The sequence below is a fragment of the Halogeometricum pallidum JCM 14848 genome (genome assembly GCF_000337095.1).
In the GTDB taxonomy this organism is placed as follows: Archaea; Halobacteriota; Halobacteria; order Halobacteriales; family Haloferacaceae; genus Halogeometricum; species Halogeometricum pallidum.
Map to the genome: position 1 here is coordinate 1 of NZ_AOIV01000044.1, position 18,530 is coordinate 18,530.

The following is an 18,530-nucleotide window of genomic DNA, read 5'->3' on the forward strand; positions in this document are numbered from 1 at the left end:
GAGATGTGTATAAGAGACAGCGACAAGGTCGTCCTCGGCTCTCACACCGACCGCGCGGCGGAGACGCTCCGCGCGGTGTTCGACCCTCTCGTCGAACAGGCCACCGACGCCGCCGTCGTCGAGACGGGCATCCGCGAGGCCGAGATGATAAAGTACGCGAACAACGCGTTCCTCGCGGCGAAGATATCGCTCGTGAACGACCTCGCGAACATCTGCAAGGAGTACGGCGTGGACTCCTCGGAGGTGCTGGAGGCCATCGGCCTCGACTCCCGCATCGGTTCGGAGTTCCTCGGCGCGGGCGTCGGGTGGGGTGGCAGTTGCTTCCCGAAGGACGTGGCCGCCATCGTCGCCGCCGCGCGCGACGTGGGCTACGAACCGGCGATGCTCGAGGCCGCCGTCGCGGTGAACGACCGCCAACCCGTCCGGATGCTCGACATCCTCCGCGACCACGTCGACCCCGACGGCGCGCGCGTCGCCGTCCTGGGCCTCGCGTTCAAACCCGGCACCGACGACGTGCGCAACTCCCGCGCGATTCCGCTCATCGACGCCCTCCTTGACGCCGGCGCGGACGTGGTCGGCTACGACCCCGTCGCCACCGAAAACTTCCGCGAGCACTTCCCGGACATCGACTACGCCGACTCCGCGGCCGCCGCTCTCGACGGCGCGGACGCCGCCCTCGTCGTCACCGACTGGGACGAGTTCGCCGCCATGTACGACGAGTTCGACGCGATGAACAAGCCAATAGTGGTCGACGGCCGCAACATCGTCACCCGCCGCGACGACATAGTCTACGAGTCACTCGTCTGAGGCCGAAACGCCGGAAGGCGCTCGCACTTCTCTCTCGCTCTCTCACCGTTTCGTCCTCGCATTTCCCCCATCCGTCGCCCGGTTCTCGTCGTCCCCGTCGCCGTCGCTACCCGGCGAGGCGACTCTCCGGCGAGACGTAGCAAAGATACGAGAGCGAATGCGAAAGACGAGAGACGGGAGAACCGAGCCGCCGGACTAACCTACGCCGACGGCTCCGCCGCGAACGTCAAGTCCGGAGTGACGAGCGGCGAGGCGTCCACCGAACCGGACGGCGTCGACGTGCCGGCGGCGTCAGACGACGTACCGCCCGACTCGGCCGACGTGCCGGAGGTGCCCGACGCCGACGCGTTGCTCGATGCGCCCGAGGAGTTGTTCGACGTCTGCGTCTGAAGCTGTTGTGCGTTCCGCTCCAGTTCGACCGTGAGCGTGTCGTTCTCGGCGCCGTTCACCTGTCCCTCCGGCACCGAGAGGTTCGCGCTCTGTCGCACGATGTAACCGCTCTCGTTGACGCTCGCGCCGGTCGACACCGTGTACGGGCCGGCCGCGCGGACGCTGACGTTCGTGTACCCCCGCTCGGGACCGTACTCGTCGTAGCCTGTCGTCGAGTACGGCAGCGTCATCGTGAACTCGCCGTTGTTGTTCGTCTGGGCCTTCTGCGTGTAGGTGAACGTGCTGTTCGACCCCGGCATCCGCATCCGCACGCTCGCGGTGACGGTGCTGTTGGCGGGCGCACCGCTTCCCTGCACCGTCGCGCCGGGAACGCGCTCGAACGTCTTCACCCACGAGTTGTCGCTCGGGAGGACCGCCTGCAGGTCGCTGATCTGCCGGACGGTGAACCCGGCGGCCCGCGCGTCGCCGACGGCCAACTGGATGTAGCTGTTCGAGGACAGCGCGGAGGTCTGACTCGCCTGCACGAGGCGGTAGTGCTGGAGCGCCGGCACGTCCTCCTCGGGGTAGCCGCCGATGCCGCCGACCTGAGCGGTCCCGTCCCGTTCGACGAACTGGCGGGCCGCGCTCATGTTGTTGAACTGGCGGATGACCGAGGCGTTGCCGCGCGGGTTCCTATCGATCGTCTGGTTGTTCTGCAGCGTCTGCGGTTCCCAGTCGACGACGACCGGTGCGGCCGACTGCGAACTCCCGTGGTAGTAGTACAGTCGGGTCATCAGGCTGTCGTAGTAGCGCTGGTCGCGGACCAGGAAGTTCTGTCCGGCGTACGATCCATCGCTGTTGAAGCGGTAGACGCGCGTCGTGAAGAAGTCGTCCTGCGAGACGTTCTTCTCGGCGTCGTAGAAGACGGTGGGGGCGCTGAACTTCGACCCGGGTGAGACCATCTTCCAGTCGACCATCACGTAGCGGGTCTGCTCGCCCTCGGTGCTCTGGGAGGCGAGGACGTCCTGCGCCTGACTCTCGTTGGGGGCGAGAAGGAAGTTCGCCGCCTCCGTCGCTCCCTGCTGGAACGGGTTGGCGTTCGGAATGCGCTCGCCCTCGACGGTGATCCAGTGACCGTAGTCCCACCACGACATCACGCCGTACGCGCCTTCGGGATACTTGAAGTCCTCGGTGTACTCGTACGTACCGTACTGGTCCAGTTGGTCGGCGTTACCCGCGCCGCCGAAGTCGCCCTCGGCGGGCGTCGACTGGTTCATCCACTCGAGAGACTCCTCCCAGATGAGCACTTCTCCGGGGGACGTGGAGGCGCCAACCTGCCATGCGGTGCTGGTCGTCGCGCTGCTTCCGGACGCCGTGCTCACCGATATCGGGACGACGAGGGCGGGCGTGAGGATGAGCAGAATCGCCGCGACGACGGCGATGACCTGGTAGCCCGAGACGTCGTTCACGCGCTTGACCGATTGGAGGCCGAGGTAGCTCGACCCGACGAGTTCGCCGATGAGGTAGGCGTTGGCGACGGCGACGGCGACGGCGAGATAGTAGTTGAAGCGCACCTGCGTGAACGCCGCCGCGGTGATGAACGCCAGCCAGACGAGGACGAACAGCCGCTCGGGTTCGTAGCGCGCCTGCAGGACGGCGCCGACGATGAGCGCCGAGACGATAACGAGACCGACGAGTGCCGGATCGACGCCGATAGCGTCGCCGACGAGACCGGTTATCGCCGGGACGAGGAGGATGACACCGATGGCCGCGAGCGCGCCGATTGCGTATCCGATCTTACGCGAACCGCCGTCGCGGATGAGCGGCTTGGCCGTCAGCCAGACGACCGCCGCGACCCCGGTGAAGAAGGTGAAGCCGTACTCGAGGATGATGGCGTTCGCGCCCGTCACCGACCCGGAGAGGAACGGTTGCGCCTCGCCGATGGTCCGCGTCGACGCACCGGCGCTGAATCCGACGGTTCGGAGCAGGTTGTGAGTGATGCTCCCAAATACGTCAGGTAGGATGACCGCGAATAGTCCGACGGCGACGAGGATGAGACCGCCGACGGCCGCCGGGTACAGCGACTCGTCGATATCCTTCGATTCCCAGACACGGGCGAGCGCCGCGAGGACGACGGCGCCGGCGCCGACACCGAGAGAGAGGAGGGGCTGAAGGAGCGTAAAGCCCGTCACGCCGAAGCCGGGTTCCTCGATGAGCGCGAACATCATCGCGCTCGTCACGAGCATCGAGACGGCGGCGACGTAGGCGACCGGTTCGGGAGAGTCTCCGCGTACGTGGTCGTGCACCATCTGCAGAACGAAGTAGACGCCGACGATGCCGACGAGGAGAATTCCCGGCGGCCACACCCACATGTAGACCCCGGTGGCGAATCCGGCGAGGGCCGCCCAGAGGGTCGGTCGGCGGAGCGCTTGCCCGTCTCGTTGTGCGACGAGTTCCCAGACGGGTTTCTCACGCGCCGCGACCGTGAGCGCGATCATGATCGCGAAGACGGCGAACGCCATGAACAGCGGTTCCGCGACGTTGTGATCGGCGAAGCCGACGAGGCCGCGACGGAGGAACGTCCCCGGGAGGAGCATGAGCACGACAGCGCCGAACAGGCCGCCGATGCGACCGCCGAGGCGTCTGCCGATGAGGTACGTCGGAATCACGGTGAGGGCGCCAAACACGGCGGGGGCGACCAACAGGGTCTTCCCGACGAGCATCTGAGAGGGGTCGCCGAGACCGAGTATCAGGGCGGCGGTGGCGATCAGTTGGTCGTACAGCGTACCAAACTGACCGGCGAGCGTTCCGTACGGGAACCCGGTCCACGGGTCGAACGGCATCGTGAACGGCCAGTTCCTGACCGTGTAGTTCACTTGGCGGAGGTGGTACCACGCGTCGTTTCCGGAGAAGAACACTTCGCCGTCGACGATAAACCGGTCGTAGCTGCGGAGTCGTATCCACAGCATGACGGCGAAGATGCCGGCGAGGACGGCTTTAGGGTAGTGAGTACGGAGGGAATCCGCTGCGGAGGGCGAACTCTCTCGTTGCGAATCGCTCATCGTCTCCACCGACTGGGAATATATTGATAAGCCTTGTGATGCACGTTCTGGGGGGTCTAACCCGCTAACGCGGGCATTGAAGGACAACGTTTATCAGATATCCGAAGATAGCCTCCCTAGATGAAGATTTCCGTAGTCGTCTGTACCTACTCGATGGAGCGATACCCCTCTTTCAGCGAGTGCGTCGAGAGCGTCCTCGCGCAGACGTACGACGACTTGGAGATCGTTCTCGTCGTCGACGGCAACGAGGAAGTCTTCTCGCGGGTCGAGGCGGACTTCGGAGGTCTCGACGACGTCATCCTCCACTGCAACGACGAGAACCGCGGCATCTCGTACAGTCGAACGAAGGGAGCGAAACTCGCGTCTGGCGATGTCGTCGCCATGATCGACGACGACGCCACCGCCGAACCCGATTGGATAGAGAAGATCGTCGCGACGTACGAGGCGAACCCCGAGGCCGTCGCAGTTGGCGGGAACGTCATCCCCGATTGGGTGGCCGAGAAGCCCGACTTCTTCCCCTCGGAGTTTTACTGGCTCGTCGGCTGCGACGAACGCGGGTTCGGCAACCACCTCGACGAGGTGCGCAACACCTACGGCTCGAACATCTCGTTCGATCGCGACGCGTTCTTGGAAGCCGGCGGCTACGACGAGAACACCGGTCGTAAAGGTGACCGGCACATCCAAGCACACGAGGCGCCGGTCTGCGTCCGCATCTACGAGAACACCGGTAAGCGAGTCATCTACAACAAGCGCGCCCGCGTCCACCACAAACTGTTCGAGTACCGGACCGACTTCCGATGGCTCGTCTTCCGGTCGTTCTGGCAGGGCTACTCCAAGCGCGTCATGGACCTCATCCTGCCGCAGGCCTCCGAAGGAAAGAACGAGTACCTGAAGGACCTTCTGACCGCCTACGTCCCCGACCGCCTGTACGAACTCGCAAAGCGGCCTTCAGCGGCGAAGGTCCAACAATTGATCGCGATATTCGTGTTTACCGCGGCTGTCGGGTTCGGATATCTGTACGGAGTGTTGACACCGAATCTCGTTGAACAGGCGAACTCCTGAGCGGACTCTCCCTATTGAATCACCGCGTGTGTCCGCGGATATATCGGACGTATTCGCGATAGTAACCGAGTGCGCGGACCCCCGTCATCGTCACTGAGAGGAGGCTGAACAGGAGTCGTTTCGCTGTCGAGAGCGACCGTCCATCAGCGTGGTCTGGGGATTTCACACCGCTCGGTCGGGGTGGGAGTCCCGGTCGACCGAACCGGGTCGGGTAGAACTCCTGTCGCTGACAGAGGCCGCGTCCGACTCGAAGCTCCTTTTTCAGAAGCGACGCAAACGAGTCTCGAACGGGGTGGTATAGCGTTGCGTCGGCCGCGAATGCCTGTCTGTATCCCGCTTCGGCGACGCGAACACCGAACTCTGAATCCCCTCCGGAGACCAACCGGGCGTCGAAATCGCCGACGTCCTCGAACACCGCTCGCTGGACGAGGAGACAACACGTCGGCGCATAGTGCTGCTGTCGGATGTATCGCTCTATCGGGAACGCTGTCTCGGAGTCGAATTCCGCGGCGAGCGTTCGTGGACCGTCGATGACGAGTTCGACGTCGCACCCGACATACGACGCGTCTTCGGTCACTTCGACCGCTCTCGATAGCCAGTCTTCGTCCATATACATATCGGCGTCGACGAACGCAAGGATATCTCCGGAGGATGCCGCGATTCCGGCGTTTCGGGCAGCATACGATCCCCGTACTTCGTCCTCGACAACGAGTTCGATAACGTCGCGTTCGGCCGTGAACCGACGAATGACGTCTCTGGTACCGTCGGTTGAACCGTTATCCACGGCGATGACCTCCGTTAGCTCTCGGGGGTACGTCTGCGCGGTGAGCGCCGATAGTGTGTCCCTGATTCCCTCGGGGTCGTTGTAGACTGGGATGACGACGGAAACGCGGGGACGGTCAGCAGTCTGCATCGACTCGCACATCGAACGGAGAAACTAAATGCGACCCGGATTCGCAGTCTACTCCTCCTCGGCTTCCGCCTGCAACCGCTCTTCGGCCTCGTCGCGGTCCTCCGGATAGCCGATGTCCATCCGCCAGCCGTCGATGCCGATGGCGTCGATGGTCCGACCCGACCGGATGAGCAGGTCGACCGCCTCGCTGATCTCGTACTCGCCGCGGTTCGAGGGTTGGACGAGGTGGCAGGCGTGGAAAATCTCGGGCGTGAACGTGTAGAAGCCGGTCATCACGAGGTTCGACTCGGGTTCGTCGGGCTTCTCGACGACTTCGATTATCTCCCCGTAGTCGTTCGTGACGCAGACGCCGTAGCGGGAGGCCTCCTCCCACGGCACCTCCTCGACGAGGAACGCCGCGTCCGCGCGGTCCTCGCGCTGTCGTTTGACGACGTCCTGCAGGTTCGCGTTGAAGATGTTGTCGCCGAGCATCAGCATGAAGTCCTCGTCCACGTGGTCCTCGACGGTCAGAAGGGCGTGCGCGAGCCCTTTCTGCTCTCGTTGGTGCGCGTAGGTGATGGGGACGCCCCGGTACTCGTCGTCGTAATGGCTGATGATGACCTCCTTCTTGTAGCCGACGACGACGACGAGTTTCTCGGCGCCGAGGTCGACGAGTTGGTCGAAGCAGTGGGTGAGGATGGGTTTGCCGTCGACTTCCACCATCCCCTTGGGCTTGTCTTCGGTGAGCGGTCGGAGTCTAGTTCCTTTGCCGGCGGCGAGGACGACTGCTTGCATGGATTAGGATTCAGGTGGACCTTGTAAATATGTTTGTGAGGTCCTCATCGCTAGCCTCTGTGGACCATGTACGTCAGTCCACCCAGTACTGGGCTGCCCGCGGCCTCTCGAATCGCCTATGTCCACAGTCAATCTAATAACGATGGCCGAGGAAGAACCAGATGCAGTACATGTTGTCTGATATTTACCACGCCTATCGCTCGGTCCGGTCGGAACTCGCACGCCGCTTTTACACCAAGTTCGTGAAGATACAAGTGCGGTCATACGGAAGCAGTTTACGAGTGAATGGGCCAACGAATCTGAACCGGTCTACTACTCTCGGCGACGACGTTCACTTCAACGGACTCGAAATCAACGGCGAAGGCGAAGTGGAAATCGGAGACCACTTTCACTCTGGACGCGACTGTATCATTCACACCCAACGGCACAACTACCACGGTGAAGAACTCCCCTACGACGACGAGATGATTCACGAACCGGTGGTCGTGGGGGACAACGTCTGGCTCGGTCATCGAGTTATCGTTCTCCCGGGAGTAACAATAGAGGAGGGCGCAATCGTCCAAGCAGGAAGTGTCGTCGTCGAAGATGTCCCGAAGTGCGCTATCGTCGGCGGCCATCCGGCGACACAGTTCGCGAGTCGGGACGAAGACCACTACGACCGTCTCCGAAGCGAACAACTAGACCGTAAACGTTAGAAGTACCCCAACTGCCGAAGATGTTCTCTCGTCTCCTGATCGGTCTCTGCGGCGAGTCCCGAGTCGTCTACGATCGGTTTCTTCGTTACGAACGATGCGGCTTTGTCCCGTAGGTGTCGTTTTCTGTCCTCGTCTATGCTCTCTGCGTGGTCTCCCGTATCTCCCTCCCTGACCGCTTCGAGTCGGTAAAACTCCTCGTACTCCGGGCCTCGGTCAATCGTCTCCTCGGTCGGTCGGTCGGGGAAGTTGTCTGAGTAAGTGAATATCCCCTTTATTCCCTCTTTTTCGACGGATACGTTGTACCAGTCGGGGTCTATCCGTTCGGTGATTCGAGTGCGGTCGGGGATGTCCTCTTGCCATGGGATGCCCGGACAGTACGGCGGCGGTGATTCACCGACTGCACGAGCGATTGTCGGTAATATATCCAGTTCGTCCGTCTCCGTCGGCACGCTCCAATCGGAACCCTCTGGAGGTTTCACCAACACGGCCGGCCGGATGTTCTCGTCGTACAGGGACGTATGGCTGTAAACTCCCCGCTCACCGAACTCTTCCCCATGGTCTCCAGTGATAATTATCAACGCGTCGTCGTACAGACCATGGGTTTCTAACCGGTCGAACAGACGCACCAACTGTGACCCGATGTAGTCAACTGACTGGCCGTAGTACCGCTTAATTTCATCGAGTACCTGCGGGTCCATTGGGTCGTCAAGGGACCGAACGAGTTTCAGGTAGTCCGAGTTATCCGGACGGAGGTCTGTAAACCGCTGGACCACGTCGTAATCTACTGAATCGCCATCGTACAAGCTTCGTGGTGGGTAGTACGGGTAATGTGCGTCGAAGAGGTGAGCGAAGTAGAATACGTTTGGATTCCCAACGTCAACGTCCAACCATTCGATCAGTTGGTCGACGGTTGCACGCGTGTCCGTCTCTCTGGTGTTCCAGCGGTCGTGAGCCATCTTGTGGAGTTTGAATCGGTCGAACCCACGACCGAAGCCGAACTCCGGAAGGATACGGGTGTGGCTCACGATGGCCGAAGATTTGTAGCCACGACGCGAGAGCAACTTCGGAATCGACTCCAGTTCCGGGTGGATCGGGTGACTCGGGTCACCCGGTTCGCGGGCACCGACGTATCTGTGGTCTCCCGGATGAACACCGGTGAACATCGATCCGTGAGACGGAGCGGTCCACCGTCCTTGAGTTCTCGGTTCTTTTGGACGGTAGAAGTCTCCACTATACGACTTGAAGACTGAGGTTAATTTCTCTGCGGCGTCCCACCGTAACGCATCGACAGAGAGTAGGACTATCGGTGGTTTCTCTGATTCGTCTCGGAGACGAGGTGCCTGAAGTCGGGGTTTCTGTTGCTTGTACTGGTCATTCTCGGTGACGAGGTTGAGGAGTCGCGTACCCAGTGAACTCTGCGTGCTTTTCTCTGTCTCTAACGTTAGCGTACCCTCAACCACCGCCTCGTCGAACGTGAACCTAACAGGAAGATGTTCACGCTCGGGTGGCCCGCTATCTTCTTTCGTTGCTGTCCGACGAACCACCGTTCCATCATTCGTGACGAATTCTCCCACAACCCTGAACTCTTCACCACTCCCTGCGCCAACTACGTAAAAATCGATTCGTTTGGTCGGTATTTCGCGGGAAAATTCTATTTCATCAGATTTCGAGACAGTAAAGTACCACTCCCCGCTTTGGATGATTGCGACTTCATTGGGAGCTTGAATGTACTCCGGGGACTCGAATGAGTCCACAAATTTGGTTATCTGAGGTGCCTTGCTTTTCTGGAGGAGAAAGTCGATGGGTTCAGAGAGATTTCCATGCCGAACGTGCTGGATACCCGTTTTTATACGTTCTCTGTCGATCATTATGAGTGAGTCACCTGTACGAAGCAGTGTCTATTAGCATTCGTGGATTCGAGACGACTTGTAAATACGACACTAATCTGCGAGAAGAATGTAACAGAAAATATCAATGACGACTTATCATCAGTGTAGTCGGACTAGTCGGCTTACTGTGTTGATGAAGACGACGCCAAGAGGTAGCGAAGCCTACTTAGTGAATATCAAGCTAACCGCTACTTCCTCTGATACCGTTTGAAACGCCCAAACCGACGGTAACCCAGTAGGACGTACGGTCTCTTTTAGCCTCGTCAATAAATATAGCGGGGTCTGTGAGACTCTGGGTGCGCGGTAGACAATCTATAGATGTAAGTGCCCTCACGATTGAGTCAGGACGACGAAAGATCAAAATCTTACCTTGTGACTATCTGCAATGTTAACAACTATCATATGCCGATTTTCGACTCTTCGTATCAATGTCTAATACAACGGATACATCCGATGTAAGCTTGAGCGGTGAGACGCTCTCCGGAACTACTGCGCAGGTAATCAAAACGATAGTCGGATTCTTCGGAACCATTGTCTTTGCACGGGTTCTGGGACCGACCGGATACGGCGCATTTTTTCTGTTGCTTTCGTTGGCAACTATCGCAAATCGCCCGCTAGCTGGATGGTCAGAAGCCGTAAAAAAGCGCTTCTCTGAGGAAATCACCGAACAGAACCGCGCCGATTTGTTCGGTTCAGTGTTCCTCGTCTCCCTCTCCGTTTCATTGGTTGTGGTTGGTCTGACGGCACTTCTTTCAGAACCTCTCATCGAGTATGCTGGTGTCGACGATGCTCCGCTGTTATTCGTTCTCCTCTTTGCAATTACTGGAACTTATTCGATGATCGTCCAGACCACTCAGGGGAGAGGGTTAGTTAGTGTTACAATCTGGACGAAGACCCTAAACGAGATTATTGCTGTGCCGATACAGATCCTTCTCGTCCTTTCCGGGTTCGGGATGGCAGGGATGGTGTACGGTTACGTTACTGCTCTCGTCGTAGTCTCTCCAATTCTGTTCTACTATATCGCAGTCGTCCCGTCGATGCCGTCCAGAGACACTCTTTCTAGTCTTTGGTCGTATGCCGCCTACAGCATCCCTAATGCGTTTCTCGGCAAAATATACTCACGCTTCGACATTCTTCTTCTCGGTGCGTTGCTTACGCCTGCGGCCGCAGGATACTACGAGGCGGCACTTCGGGTGTCGGCTCCGGCTGTTTTCGTAAGTACGGTCATCGGTTCGGCCTTGCATCCTAGAGTAAGTCACCTACTGAGTCAGGGAAGTGACCCCGGTGAAGATATCCAAAACACACTCGGATATACGAGCATTTTCGCATTTCCACTGTTCTTCGGCTCTCTCTCGGTTGCAGGTCCCCTAATTACGACCATTTACGGTGCGGACTTCGCCCCGGCAGCGAGTCTTCTCGTCGGCCTCGCAGTCTTCCAACTCTTCTACTCTCAGACGACAGTTCTGATTAACGTCGCTAGCGGATGGGATCGTCCGGATGTCGTCACTCGCCTATCGGTTGTCGCACTAACTACCAACATCATTCTTGGGGTACTCCTTACCAGGGAGTTTGGCCCGATCGGAGTCGTTGTTTCGACGATCCTCGCAGAGTCGTTTCGATATCTCGGTCTCATCAGATTCGTCTCTACCAAAATTCAACTATCGGCGTTGTTTCCTCGCCCGATGTTTGAGCAACTCGGTGCTTCGGTTGTCATGTTCGTTGTCGTTACCGGGCTCGTTCAGGCTATCTCTCTTAGTTCGACGATACAATTAGTTCTCGTAATCGCAGTTGGCGCTGTAATCTATTTTGCGCTCCTGTTTCTGATAAGCAAACAACATCGAATCACGGCTATCTCTAGCCTCGAAGCGACGTTCGATGACAGATTCCAATTGAAGTAAGTGACCTTCTATTGGTTGTCTTTCGAAGTATAATAAAGAGAGACTATCTAATCGAGGACACGACGCTCACATTCGAGTCGAGCGTCTTGGCTATCATCGAATAGCAGATTGTTGAAAACGGGACGTATTAATACTCACTGGTGTAATACCGGAAGCACATGAAATATCCAAGCAGAGATCGTGAGACTGGCGATTCATTGCTAGTTCTTGCACTTGACGGCACAGACTTACGTTTAGCCGAACAGTGGGAATGCGACAATCTTCTTTTGGACCGACATGGCCAGATAGACACGTTTGCTTATTCACGCGACCAACCGTGGACTCCGGAGGTTTGGACGGCGGTTGCGGCAGGAGAACATCCACGTGACACCCAGACAGTAGAACCGGAGTGGAATCATCCCGTTTTGCGGTTCGCATCGAACATAACGCGTAACCTACCACTTAGTGTTCGAAGTCGTCTCGGAGACCTTGTCGAGGCCGCCTCGGTAGAGTCACGTGAGGAAATGAATTTCCCAACCATATCTGGTGAACATGCATTCACTAATGCGGAGGTGAAGGGTTGGCCAGGTGTTACACCTGCGAACAATCTCCTACAAACTTGGGACCTATACCGAGAATTGACCAGTGGCACCTGCTCGAAATCAGAGCACCACGCACCGATAGTTGCTAATCACTACGAGGAAATCGGGTGGCTCCGTGGTCATGCGTGTACAGGAACGCCACTCGCAGCGTGTCATCTTCACCTCTTAGACACGATGGGCCACATCTACGCCGACCGGCCCGAGTCATTGAAACAGTACTACCTCCTTGCTGACGAACAAGTCGGATCACTCCGCGACGAAACTGACCGAATGATTATTCTCTCAGACCATGGAATGAAGACAGGACTGTTCGACGACGATCGTCTCGGATCGCATTCTTGGCGAGCGATGGTCTCTGCGACTGAAGACGTCGAAGGTACACTGCCAACAAGTGTCTTCGATGTTCGCGAGTGGATCGAATCTCAGGACACAACCGTCTCGGATCGGAATGAACTCTCGCCAGACACAGACCGAGAGCAGCTAGAGGCACTGGGATACATTTGAACGGACAACGGTTTCTCGAGTCTACCGTGTTCTCTGCCGGAGGAGGCTACTCTTCAACTATCAAACCCGACATGTCGACTACTGTCTGTTGTTCCTCTGAGAGACCACCGCTACAGAGAGCGACAGATCCTTCTAGGACGAATTAGTATATCTGCTTTCTACTTCGACAAGGGTTCTTCTCTAGACTACTATAAGTTGAAATGAAATGACACTGACCCTCGTTCGTCGATCTCGTTGAATCCCGTCTCTGTGAGTTTTCTTTCGTACGTGGTGTCTCTACCCACGGAACCCTGAAATCTACCCAGGAGAACGCGGCACTTCTCTTCGAGGAGTGGAGACTCTTTCTCAGATAAATTGAGATTCTCCCCTCGATATCCACGAACATGGAGATTGTCCTGCAAGCGGAAACGAACGAACGCGTTGATCAATGAACAGAGTCCTTCCGTGTCCTTCTGTCGACACCGTTCCGTGCATCTTCGATGAGTGGTATCTTCTGACCCCACAATCTCAATCCCGTAAATAGTTTGTGAAACCTGGAAAGTAAAATGCGACACCAGAAAGTTCATCGTCTGTATCGTGAGTTATTACGACGTGGTGATCGTATCAGTCATACCCGCTCGAGGGGGAAGTAAGGGAATCGAATACAAAAACATTATTCCGTTTCTCGGTAATCCCCTCCTTTCGTATACAGTAACTCAGTCCGTCACGTCTGACTCCATCGACCACACATTCGTCTCGACAGATGACGAGAATATTGCCTCTGTAGGACGGGAGTACGGAGCGGAAATAATTGAGCGTCCCGACGAGTTGGCGGGTGACGAGGCAACGACGGAGAGTGCCCTACTTCACGCTGTCGAGACAATGCAGGAACGAGATATCAACCCGGACATAGTCGTTCTCTTACAGTGCACCTCCCCGCTGCGTCGAAGTGGTGATATAACTCGGACCGTCGAACTCCTCACCGAAGAAGGGTATGATTCGGCTCTCAGCGTCTGCGAGGATCACAAGTTCTACTGGGAGACGGGGAACAACGGTGCAGAGCCTGTAAATTACGACCCGGCGAATCGAAAACGACGACAGGATCTCGAGCAGCGATATCAAGAAAACGGATCTATCTATGCCGTACGAACGGGCGTTTTCGAAACGCATGAATGTCGTCTCGGGGGGCAGATCGGACTCAACACTATGCCAAAATCGTTGAGCTTCGAGATTGATGATAAGGACGACTTGCGAATCGTCGAGTCAATCGGACGAAATGTTGAATTTCACACCGGAGAGTTAGATGTGGACTACGACTCAGAAACGACGACTGAGGTCGACGTATGAATCGGCTATAGGTACGCTCCGAGCCGTTCTGCTGCCTTCTTGAAGCCCTCTCCACGACGTTCGTGACCGCGCCAAATCTCCGTGATAACGGGACCATCATAGTCCTCGAATACGGGAGCCAATCGCTCGAAATCGATTTCGCCCTCGTCGATCTGCAGTCCCTCACCGTCAACACCTGCTGCATCTGCCACGTGGAGATACTCAATGTACGGACGGAGCTTTTTTGCGTGCTCTACGAGGTCAACGTCAGCATAGTTACACCAGAGTTTCGCATGCGAGGTGTCGTAGCAGATTTTCTGGCCCGTCTCTTCGCAGTACTCCGCAATCTCATCAGCTCGCATGAAATTGTTGTGGTACTGCTGACCTCCATATATCCACGGAAGTGGTGGCATGTTTTCCACAAGGCACTCGACGCCCTCGTCGTCAAGTTCGTTCATACTTTTTTTCAACGCTTCGTTCATTGCTGGGACAGATTCGAGTTCCATGTGGTTAGAGGTGATTCCGCCAGGATGGATCACTATCTGCGGTTCGTGGTCCGTCTCAAAGTGGGGGGATACAGTTTCTCGGACTAAGTCGATTACATCCTGAATTATCTCTACCCCCTCTCGGCGGACTGTCTCGTTGGTTGAACTGAGATCTACCAGATCGTGTCCTTTCTGTTCGGGCGCATGGACTCCGAGTCGCTTGTCGAAGGTGCGGCCGTTGAGTACCTCGTCGATATCCGCGCTAATATCCGCACCATTGACACGGAACTCGTATACGTCCGGATTACCCCAGTCGTGTTCGATAATATCCGAGAATCGAACGACTACTCCCCAGTTATACAAGTCCGTGTCAAACTCTCTAGATTCGGGTTCACGAATGTCCTCCCAAGTAAGCGTCGTATCATTCCGGATATCACGAGATGCGGTGTTCCCTATGACGTCGTAGAGAAACTGAGGTGAGATCCCCTTCGCTGGACTCTTTGCCGTGAGGTCGTCTCGGGCTATCTCTGTTCCAGCTTGGATATCCCGTTCGGCGACAAGGCTCTTGCCGAGTGCAACTCGGTTGTTGTACTCTCCGCGGGTCAGATACCGAGTCGGCGAGCCGTAGCTCTCTTCGATGTTCCTGATATCGCGGATTAATTTCTTCAGTCCAGTTGGTTCAAGGCTCGCTGCATGGTCTGGACCCTCCATCGTTCGATCCATAGTGAAGTGGCGTTCGATTATCGTCGCTCCCTTCGCGGCTGCCGCAGCCGAAACTGCGATTCCGCGTTCGTGCCCAGAGTATCCGACGGGGACGTCGTACTCTTCACTCAACCGCTCCATGAACGAGAGATTCAGATTATGGAACGGTGCTGGATACGTGCTTCGGCAATGCAGAAGACCGAATTCGGCACCGTTCTCTTCGAGGAACATCACTGTCCGTTCTATCTCCTCCTCGCTCGCCATACCGGTCGATACGACTATCGGTTTCCCGGTTTTGATCACCTTTTCGAGGAGAACGAAGTTGGTCATATCCGGCGAGCCGATTTTGTAGAACGGAATGTCGATAGATTCGAGGAAGTCGACGCTCTCTGCGTCCCACGGGGAACAGAGAAACTCAATATCCATGTCCTCACAGTACTCTGCGAGTGAGCGGAATTCTTCGTCACGTAGGGCGATGTCTTTGAGATTAGAGAGTGTGTATTCAACGCCCATCTCTGCGACTGACGGGTCGTTGTACACATCACCTACGTACGTCCGATCGAGTTTTCGCTTTTGGAACTTGACTGCGTCCACTTCTGCGTCTGCTGCGACGTCGATGAGTTTCTTTGCTAGTTGTACGCTCCCGTTGTGATTGATTCCAGCTTCTGCAATGATGTACGTCGGCTCGTCATCGCCGATGACTCGTCCCGGAATCGAAATTTTACTCATCACCGTTGGCTCCTCTATGAAACATTAAAAACCCATTGTACAAACAGAACTCTGAACGGCGTTATCCGTGGCTCTCGGTGTCACGATGGTCGCGGTCAAGGTTCGACTGAATCTCAGCTAGCGCTTGGCCTACGTTGTGAATCGCGTCGGAACGAAAGTATCGTTCGGTATCGAATGAGATCGGGGTGTCAGTCTCTTTCTCGATGTCGGACGGACGATCGAGTATCTGGATGTGAGGTTCCGAGAGAAGCCCGCGCATGTACTCTATTCCAGGAAGGTCGACGAGGAACGTCTGAAGACCGAACATCAGTCCTTCGTATACTGCTGTCGAGTAGACACCGACCTGCGTCGAAGCCTCCGCAAAGAGTTGATACAGCGATGGTTCTTCTTGATCTATCACAGTGATGTCCGAACCGACGAGCCACGGGTACTCGTCTTCCCAACGGTCGTACTCTCCAGGGTGGAGTTTGTACACCACCTCTCGTTTGGAACCGAGATATTCGCTCGTCTCGACTGCAAACTTCGAGAGTTGTTCCCCGATCGAGCCTTGTGAGACGAACACTACCGAGTCTGTCGAATCGATGCCGTCGTAGGTGTCTGCTTGCATCTCGAGGTACGGATACCCGACGTGGAAGATACGCTCCTCGTCAATCGGAAGTTCAACTTGTTCCGTCCAGAACGGCCCAAACGAGAGGAAGTAGTCTGGGAACGTTTGTCTCGCTCGCTTTCCTCTCGAAGAGTACCCCATATGGTATTTATTGATAGTTCCGTGTTGCAGTTCCACTGTCGGGATGTCGTACTCGTGACAGGCCTCAACGAACGATTCTTTTCCGTAGCTAACCACCAGGATAGCTATATCGGGATTTACATTCTGGAGAAGTCTTTTATACAGAGGGAGAGTGGCCTCCCGGTCTGCAAGAGCATCTTGAACCCCCCCTACTACGTCGACTGAGACCCCAAAGTGTCGTTCGATGTCTGACTCGACCGATCTGAGGGTCTCAACCTCGGACTGACCAAGGTCATAGGGATTGAGGGTTTTCCATATCGTCCCGGAGTAGTTGATGACGTCGACGAACCGGCGGTTCTGTGTCTTTGCCGGTGAAGCGTGGTCGAGTTGATAGTCGTACTCTATATATTCGTAGTCAAGATCGATCGAATCGAGTATCGGGTCGCAGTAGAGATCCCACCACAGTCCGTCGTTTCTCAGCTTTCGGCGTGGGTGTCCATAAAATAGAACATCTCGCTCATCAGCAAAAAATGGGCTTTTGTACACTACATTTCGACCCCAGAGATACAATCCTCGGAGACGTTCGGAAAGAGTCACTCCTTTTTCGGTGTGAGCACTGCCCAGCAGTTCGAGTGCTTCAAGTATTTCTCTGTGAATCCCAAAACGAACGTACTCCCAGAAGCAGACACCGTCGATACGACGATTCAGCAGATCCCACTTGCTTTCAATAGAGAGGAATGTCTCACTCACACTCTCGTAGGTCCATTCCATGGTTCTATCGACCGCCGGACGAGTCAAAAAGTGATTGTTTGAGGACGGATCCTACGACTGCCGCGGCTAGGGCAATCTCACACTTTCAACGTTGCGGAGTCTTATTCTCGTCACACGTAGAGGTGCATACTTTTAGGTAGCTTTTGTACAGTTGCCTCGGTAAAACTGATGGGATACCTGATACTGGCTCACGAGCGTTTCGATCTTTTGATCGCTGCTCGAACTCCGTTTCCCTTGGATAGTTGATGTGAGGAGGTTCAGAGGTGCGACAGAAACGAATCCTTCATTACGATGCTAAGACAGACGCGAACGATGCCCTCACTCGACTCCGTCTGCGTCCTCGTCCCCACCTACAACGAGGTCGAAACCATCGGCGACGTCGTAGCCGAATTCAGAGAAGAGGGCTTCGACAACGTCCTCGTCATCGACGGCGGCTCGGAGGACGGCACCCCCGACATCGCCGGAGAACACGGCGCGCGGGTCGTCATGCAGTCGGGGTCGGGGAAGGGACAGGCCATCCGCGAGGCCGTGGAGTACCACGTCGACGCCGAGTACGTCCTGATGCTCGACGGCGACGCGACGTACCGCGCCGCCGACGCCGAGAAGATGCTGGCGCCGTTGGACGAGGGGTACGAACACGTCATCGGCGACCGATTCGCCGACATGAAGAACGGTGCGATGACGCGGTTCAATCGGTTAGGAAACCGCGCCGTCAACGGCGGATTCGCCACCATCCACGGACACGACTTCCGGGACATCCTCTCCGGCTATCGGGCGTTCACGCGGTCCTCGTTCGGTCGAATGACGCTGACCGCCGACGGGTTCGGCGTCGAGACGGAGATGGCCGTCGAGTGCGTCAAGCGGAACATCCGGACGACGGTGGTGCCGGTCACCTACCTGCCGCGACCCAACGGGTCGGACACGAACCTCAGACCCGTCCGAGACGGGGGGATCATCTTCCTCGAACTGTACCGGCGGGCGAAGACGAACAACCCCCTGTTCTACTTCGGGAGCGTCGGCGGCGTCTCGACGGCCACGGGGTTTCTCATCGCCGCGTACGTCGCCGTCGAGTGGGTGACCGTCCGCATCTCCCACGAGGTGCTCGCCATCGTCGCCGCGTTCGCCGTCATCGTCGGCGTGCAACTGCTGATGTTCGGCGTCCTCTCCGACCTCATCCTGACGTTACACAGAGATACGCTCCGGAAGATAGACGAAGAGTCCGACTGATTCGCGTCGGTCCCGCCGCTCTGCGGGGGG

General features: G+C 57.0%; 13 protein-coding genes. 7 read left to right on the plus strand and 6 right to left on the minus strand.

Annotation, left to right across the window (positions count from 1 at the left end):
• Positions 1-807: nucleotide sugar dehydrogenase (locus C474_RS19145; protein WP_008389781.1), on the plus strand; the 807-nt coding region annotated here is incomplete at its 5' end.
• 200 nt (positions 808-1,007) lie between these two features.
• Here C474_RS19145 and C474_RS19150 read toward each other — a convergent pair.
• Positions 1,008-4,238, minus strand: coding sequence for an oligosaccharyl transferase, archaeosortase A system-associated (locus C474_RS19150; RefSeq protein ID WP_083862087.1), 3,231 nt, complete (start codon positions 4,236-4,238; stop codon positions 1,008-1,010).
• A gap of 120 nt (positions 4,239-4,358) precedes the next feature.
• Here C474_RS19150 and aglG point away from each other — a divergent pair, with 120 nt between their 5' ends.
• On the plus strand, positions 4,359-5,300 hold the full coding sequence (aglG, locus tag C474_RS19155; protein WP_008389783.1) for a glucosyl-dolichyl phosphate glucuronosyltransferase: 942 nt from the start codon (positions 4,359-4,361) through the stop codon (positions 5,298-5,300).
• A 19-nt stretch (positions 5,301-5,319) separates the two neighbouring features.
• Here aglG and C474_RS19160 read toward each other — a convergent pair whose 3' ends face one another.
• On the minus strand, positions 5,320-6,213 hold the full coding sequence (locus tag C474_RS19160; protein ID WP_008389784.1) for a glycosyltransferase: 894 nt from the start codon (positions 6,211-6,213) through the stop codon (positions 5,320-5,322).
• A gap of 48 nt (positions 6,214-6,261) precedes the next feature.
• Positions 6,262-6,987, minus strand: a complete 726-nt coding sequence (aglF, locus tag C474_RS19165; protein WP_008389785.1) for a UTP--glucose-1-phosphate uridylyltransferase AglF — start codon at positions 6,985-6,987, stop codon at positions 6,262-6,264.
• A gap of 161 nt (positions 6,988-7,148) precedes the next feature.
• Here aglF and C474_RS21805 point away from each other — a divergent pair, with 161 nt between their 5' ends.
• Positions 7,149-7,682 carry an acyltransferase gene (locus tag C474_RS21805; RefSeq protein WP_204366111.1) on the plus strand — a complete coding sequence of 178 codons (534 nt, stop codon included), beginning with the start codon at positions 7,149-7,151 and terminating at the stop codon, positions 7,680-7,682.
• On the opposite strand, the gene C474_RS21810 is transcribed toward C474_RS21805, so the two are convergent.
• Positions 7,679-9,550, minus strand: a complete 1,872-nt coding sequence (locus C474_RS21810) for a sulfatase-like hydrolase/transferase (RefSeq protein ID WP_083862088.1) — start codon at positions 9,548-9,550, stop codon at positions 7,679-7,681. The genes C474_RS21805 and C474_RS21810 overlap by 4 nt on opposite strands.
• Positions 9,551-10,032: 482 nt before the next feature.
• On the opposite strand from C474_RS21810, the gene C474_RS19180 reads away from it, so the two are divergent.
• From C474_RS19180 to C474_RS21815, 3 genes are all read left to right on the plus strand, one after another.
• Positions 10,033-11,469 (plus strand): oligosaccharide flippase family protein, encoded by a 1,437-nt coding sequence (locus C474_RS19180; RefSeq protein ID WP_204366112.1) that lies wholly within the window; start codon positions 10,033-10,035, stop codon positions 11,467-11,469.
• A gap of 503 nt (positions 11,470-11,972) precedes the next feature.
• Positions 11,973-12,554 (plus strand): alkaline phosphatase family protein, encoded by a 582-nt coding sequence (locus C474_RS23395; protein ID WP_275039822.1) that lies wholly within the window; start codon positions 11,973-11,975, stop codon positions 12,552-12,554.
• Positions 12,555-13,130: 576 nt separating this feature from the next.
• Complete coding sequence (locus C474_RS21815; RefSeq protein ID WP_160166850.1) at positions 13,131-13,880, plus strand: acylneuraminate cytidylyltransferase family protein; 750 nt, start codon at positions 13,131-13,133, stop codon at positions 13,878-13,880.
• A 5-nt stretch (positions 13,881-13,885) separates the two neighbouring features.
• Here the strand turns inward: C474_RS21815 and C474_RS19195 are convergent, their stop codons facing one another.
• Both C474_RS19195 and C474_RS19200 read right to left on the minus strand, forming a co-directional pair.
• The gene (locus C474_RS19195; protein ID WP_049917196.1) at positions 13,886-15,775 is read right to left on the minus strand and encodes an N-acetylneuraminate synthase family protein; all 1,890 of its coding nucleotides are present in this window, start codon (positions 15,773-15,775) and stop codon (positions 13,886-13,888) included.
• A 61-nt stretch (positions 15,776-15,836) separates the two neighbouring features.
• Entirely contained in the window at positions 15,837-17,273 is a 1,437-nt protein-coding gene (locus C474_RS19200) for a hypothetical protein (RefSeq protein WP_049917197.1), read from the minus strand.
• 312 nt (positions 17,274-17,585) lie between these two features.
• Here C474_RS19200 and aglJ point away from each other — a divergent pair, with 312 nt between their 5' ends.
• Complete coding sequence (gene aglJ / locus C474_RS19205) at positions 17,586-18,500, plus strand: S-layer glycoprotein N-glycosyltransferase AglJ (protein WP_008389794.1); 915 nt, start codon at positions 17,586-17,588, stop codon at positions 18,498-18,500.
• Positions 18,501-18,530: the final 30 nt, after the last annotated feature.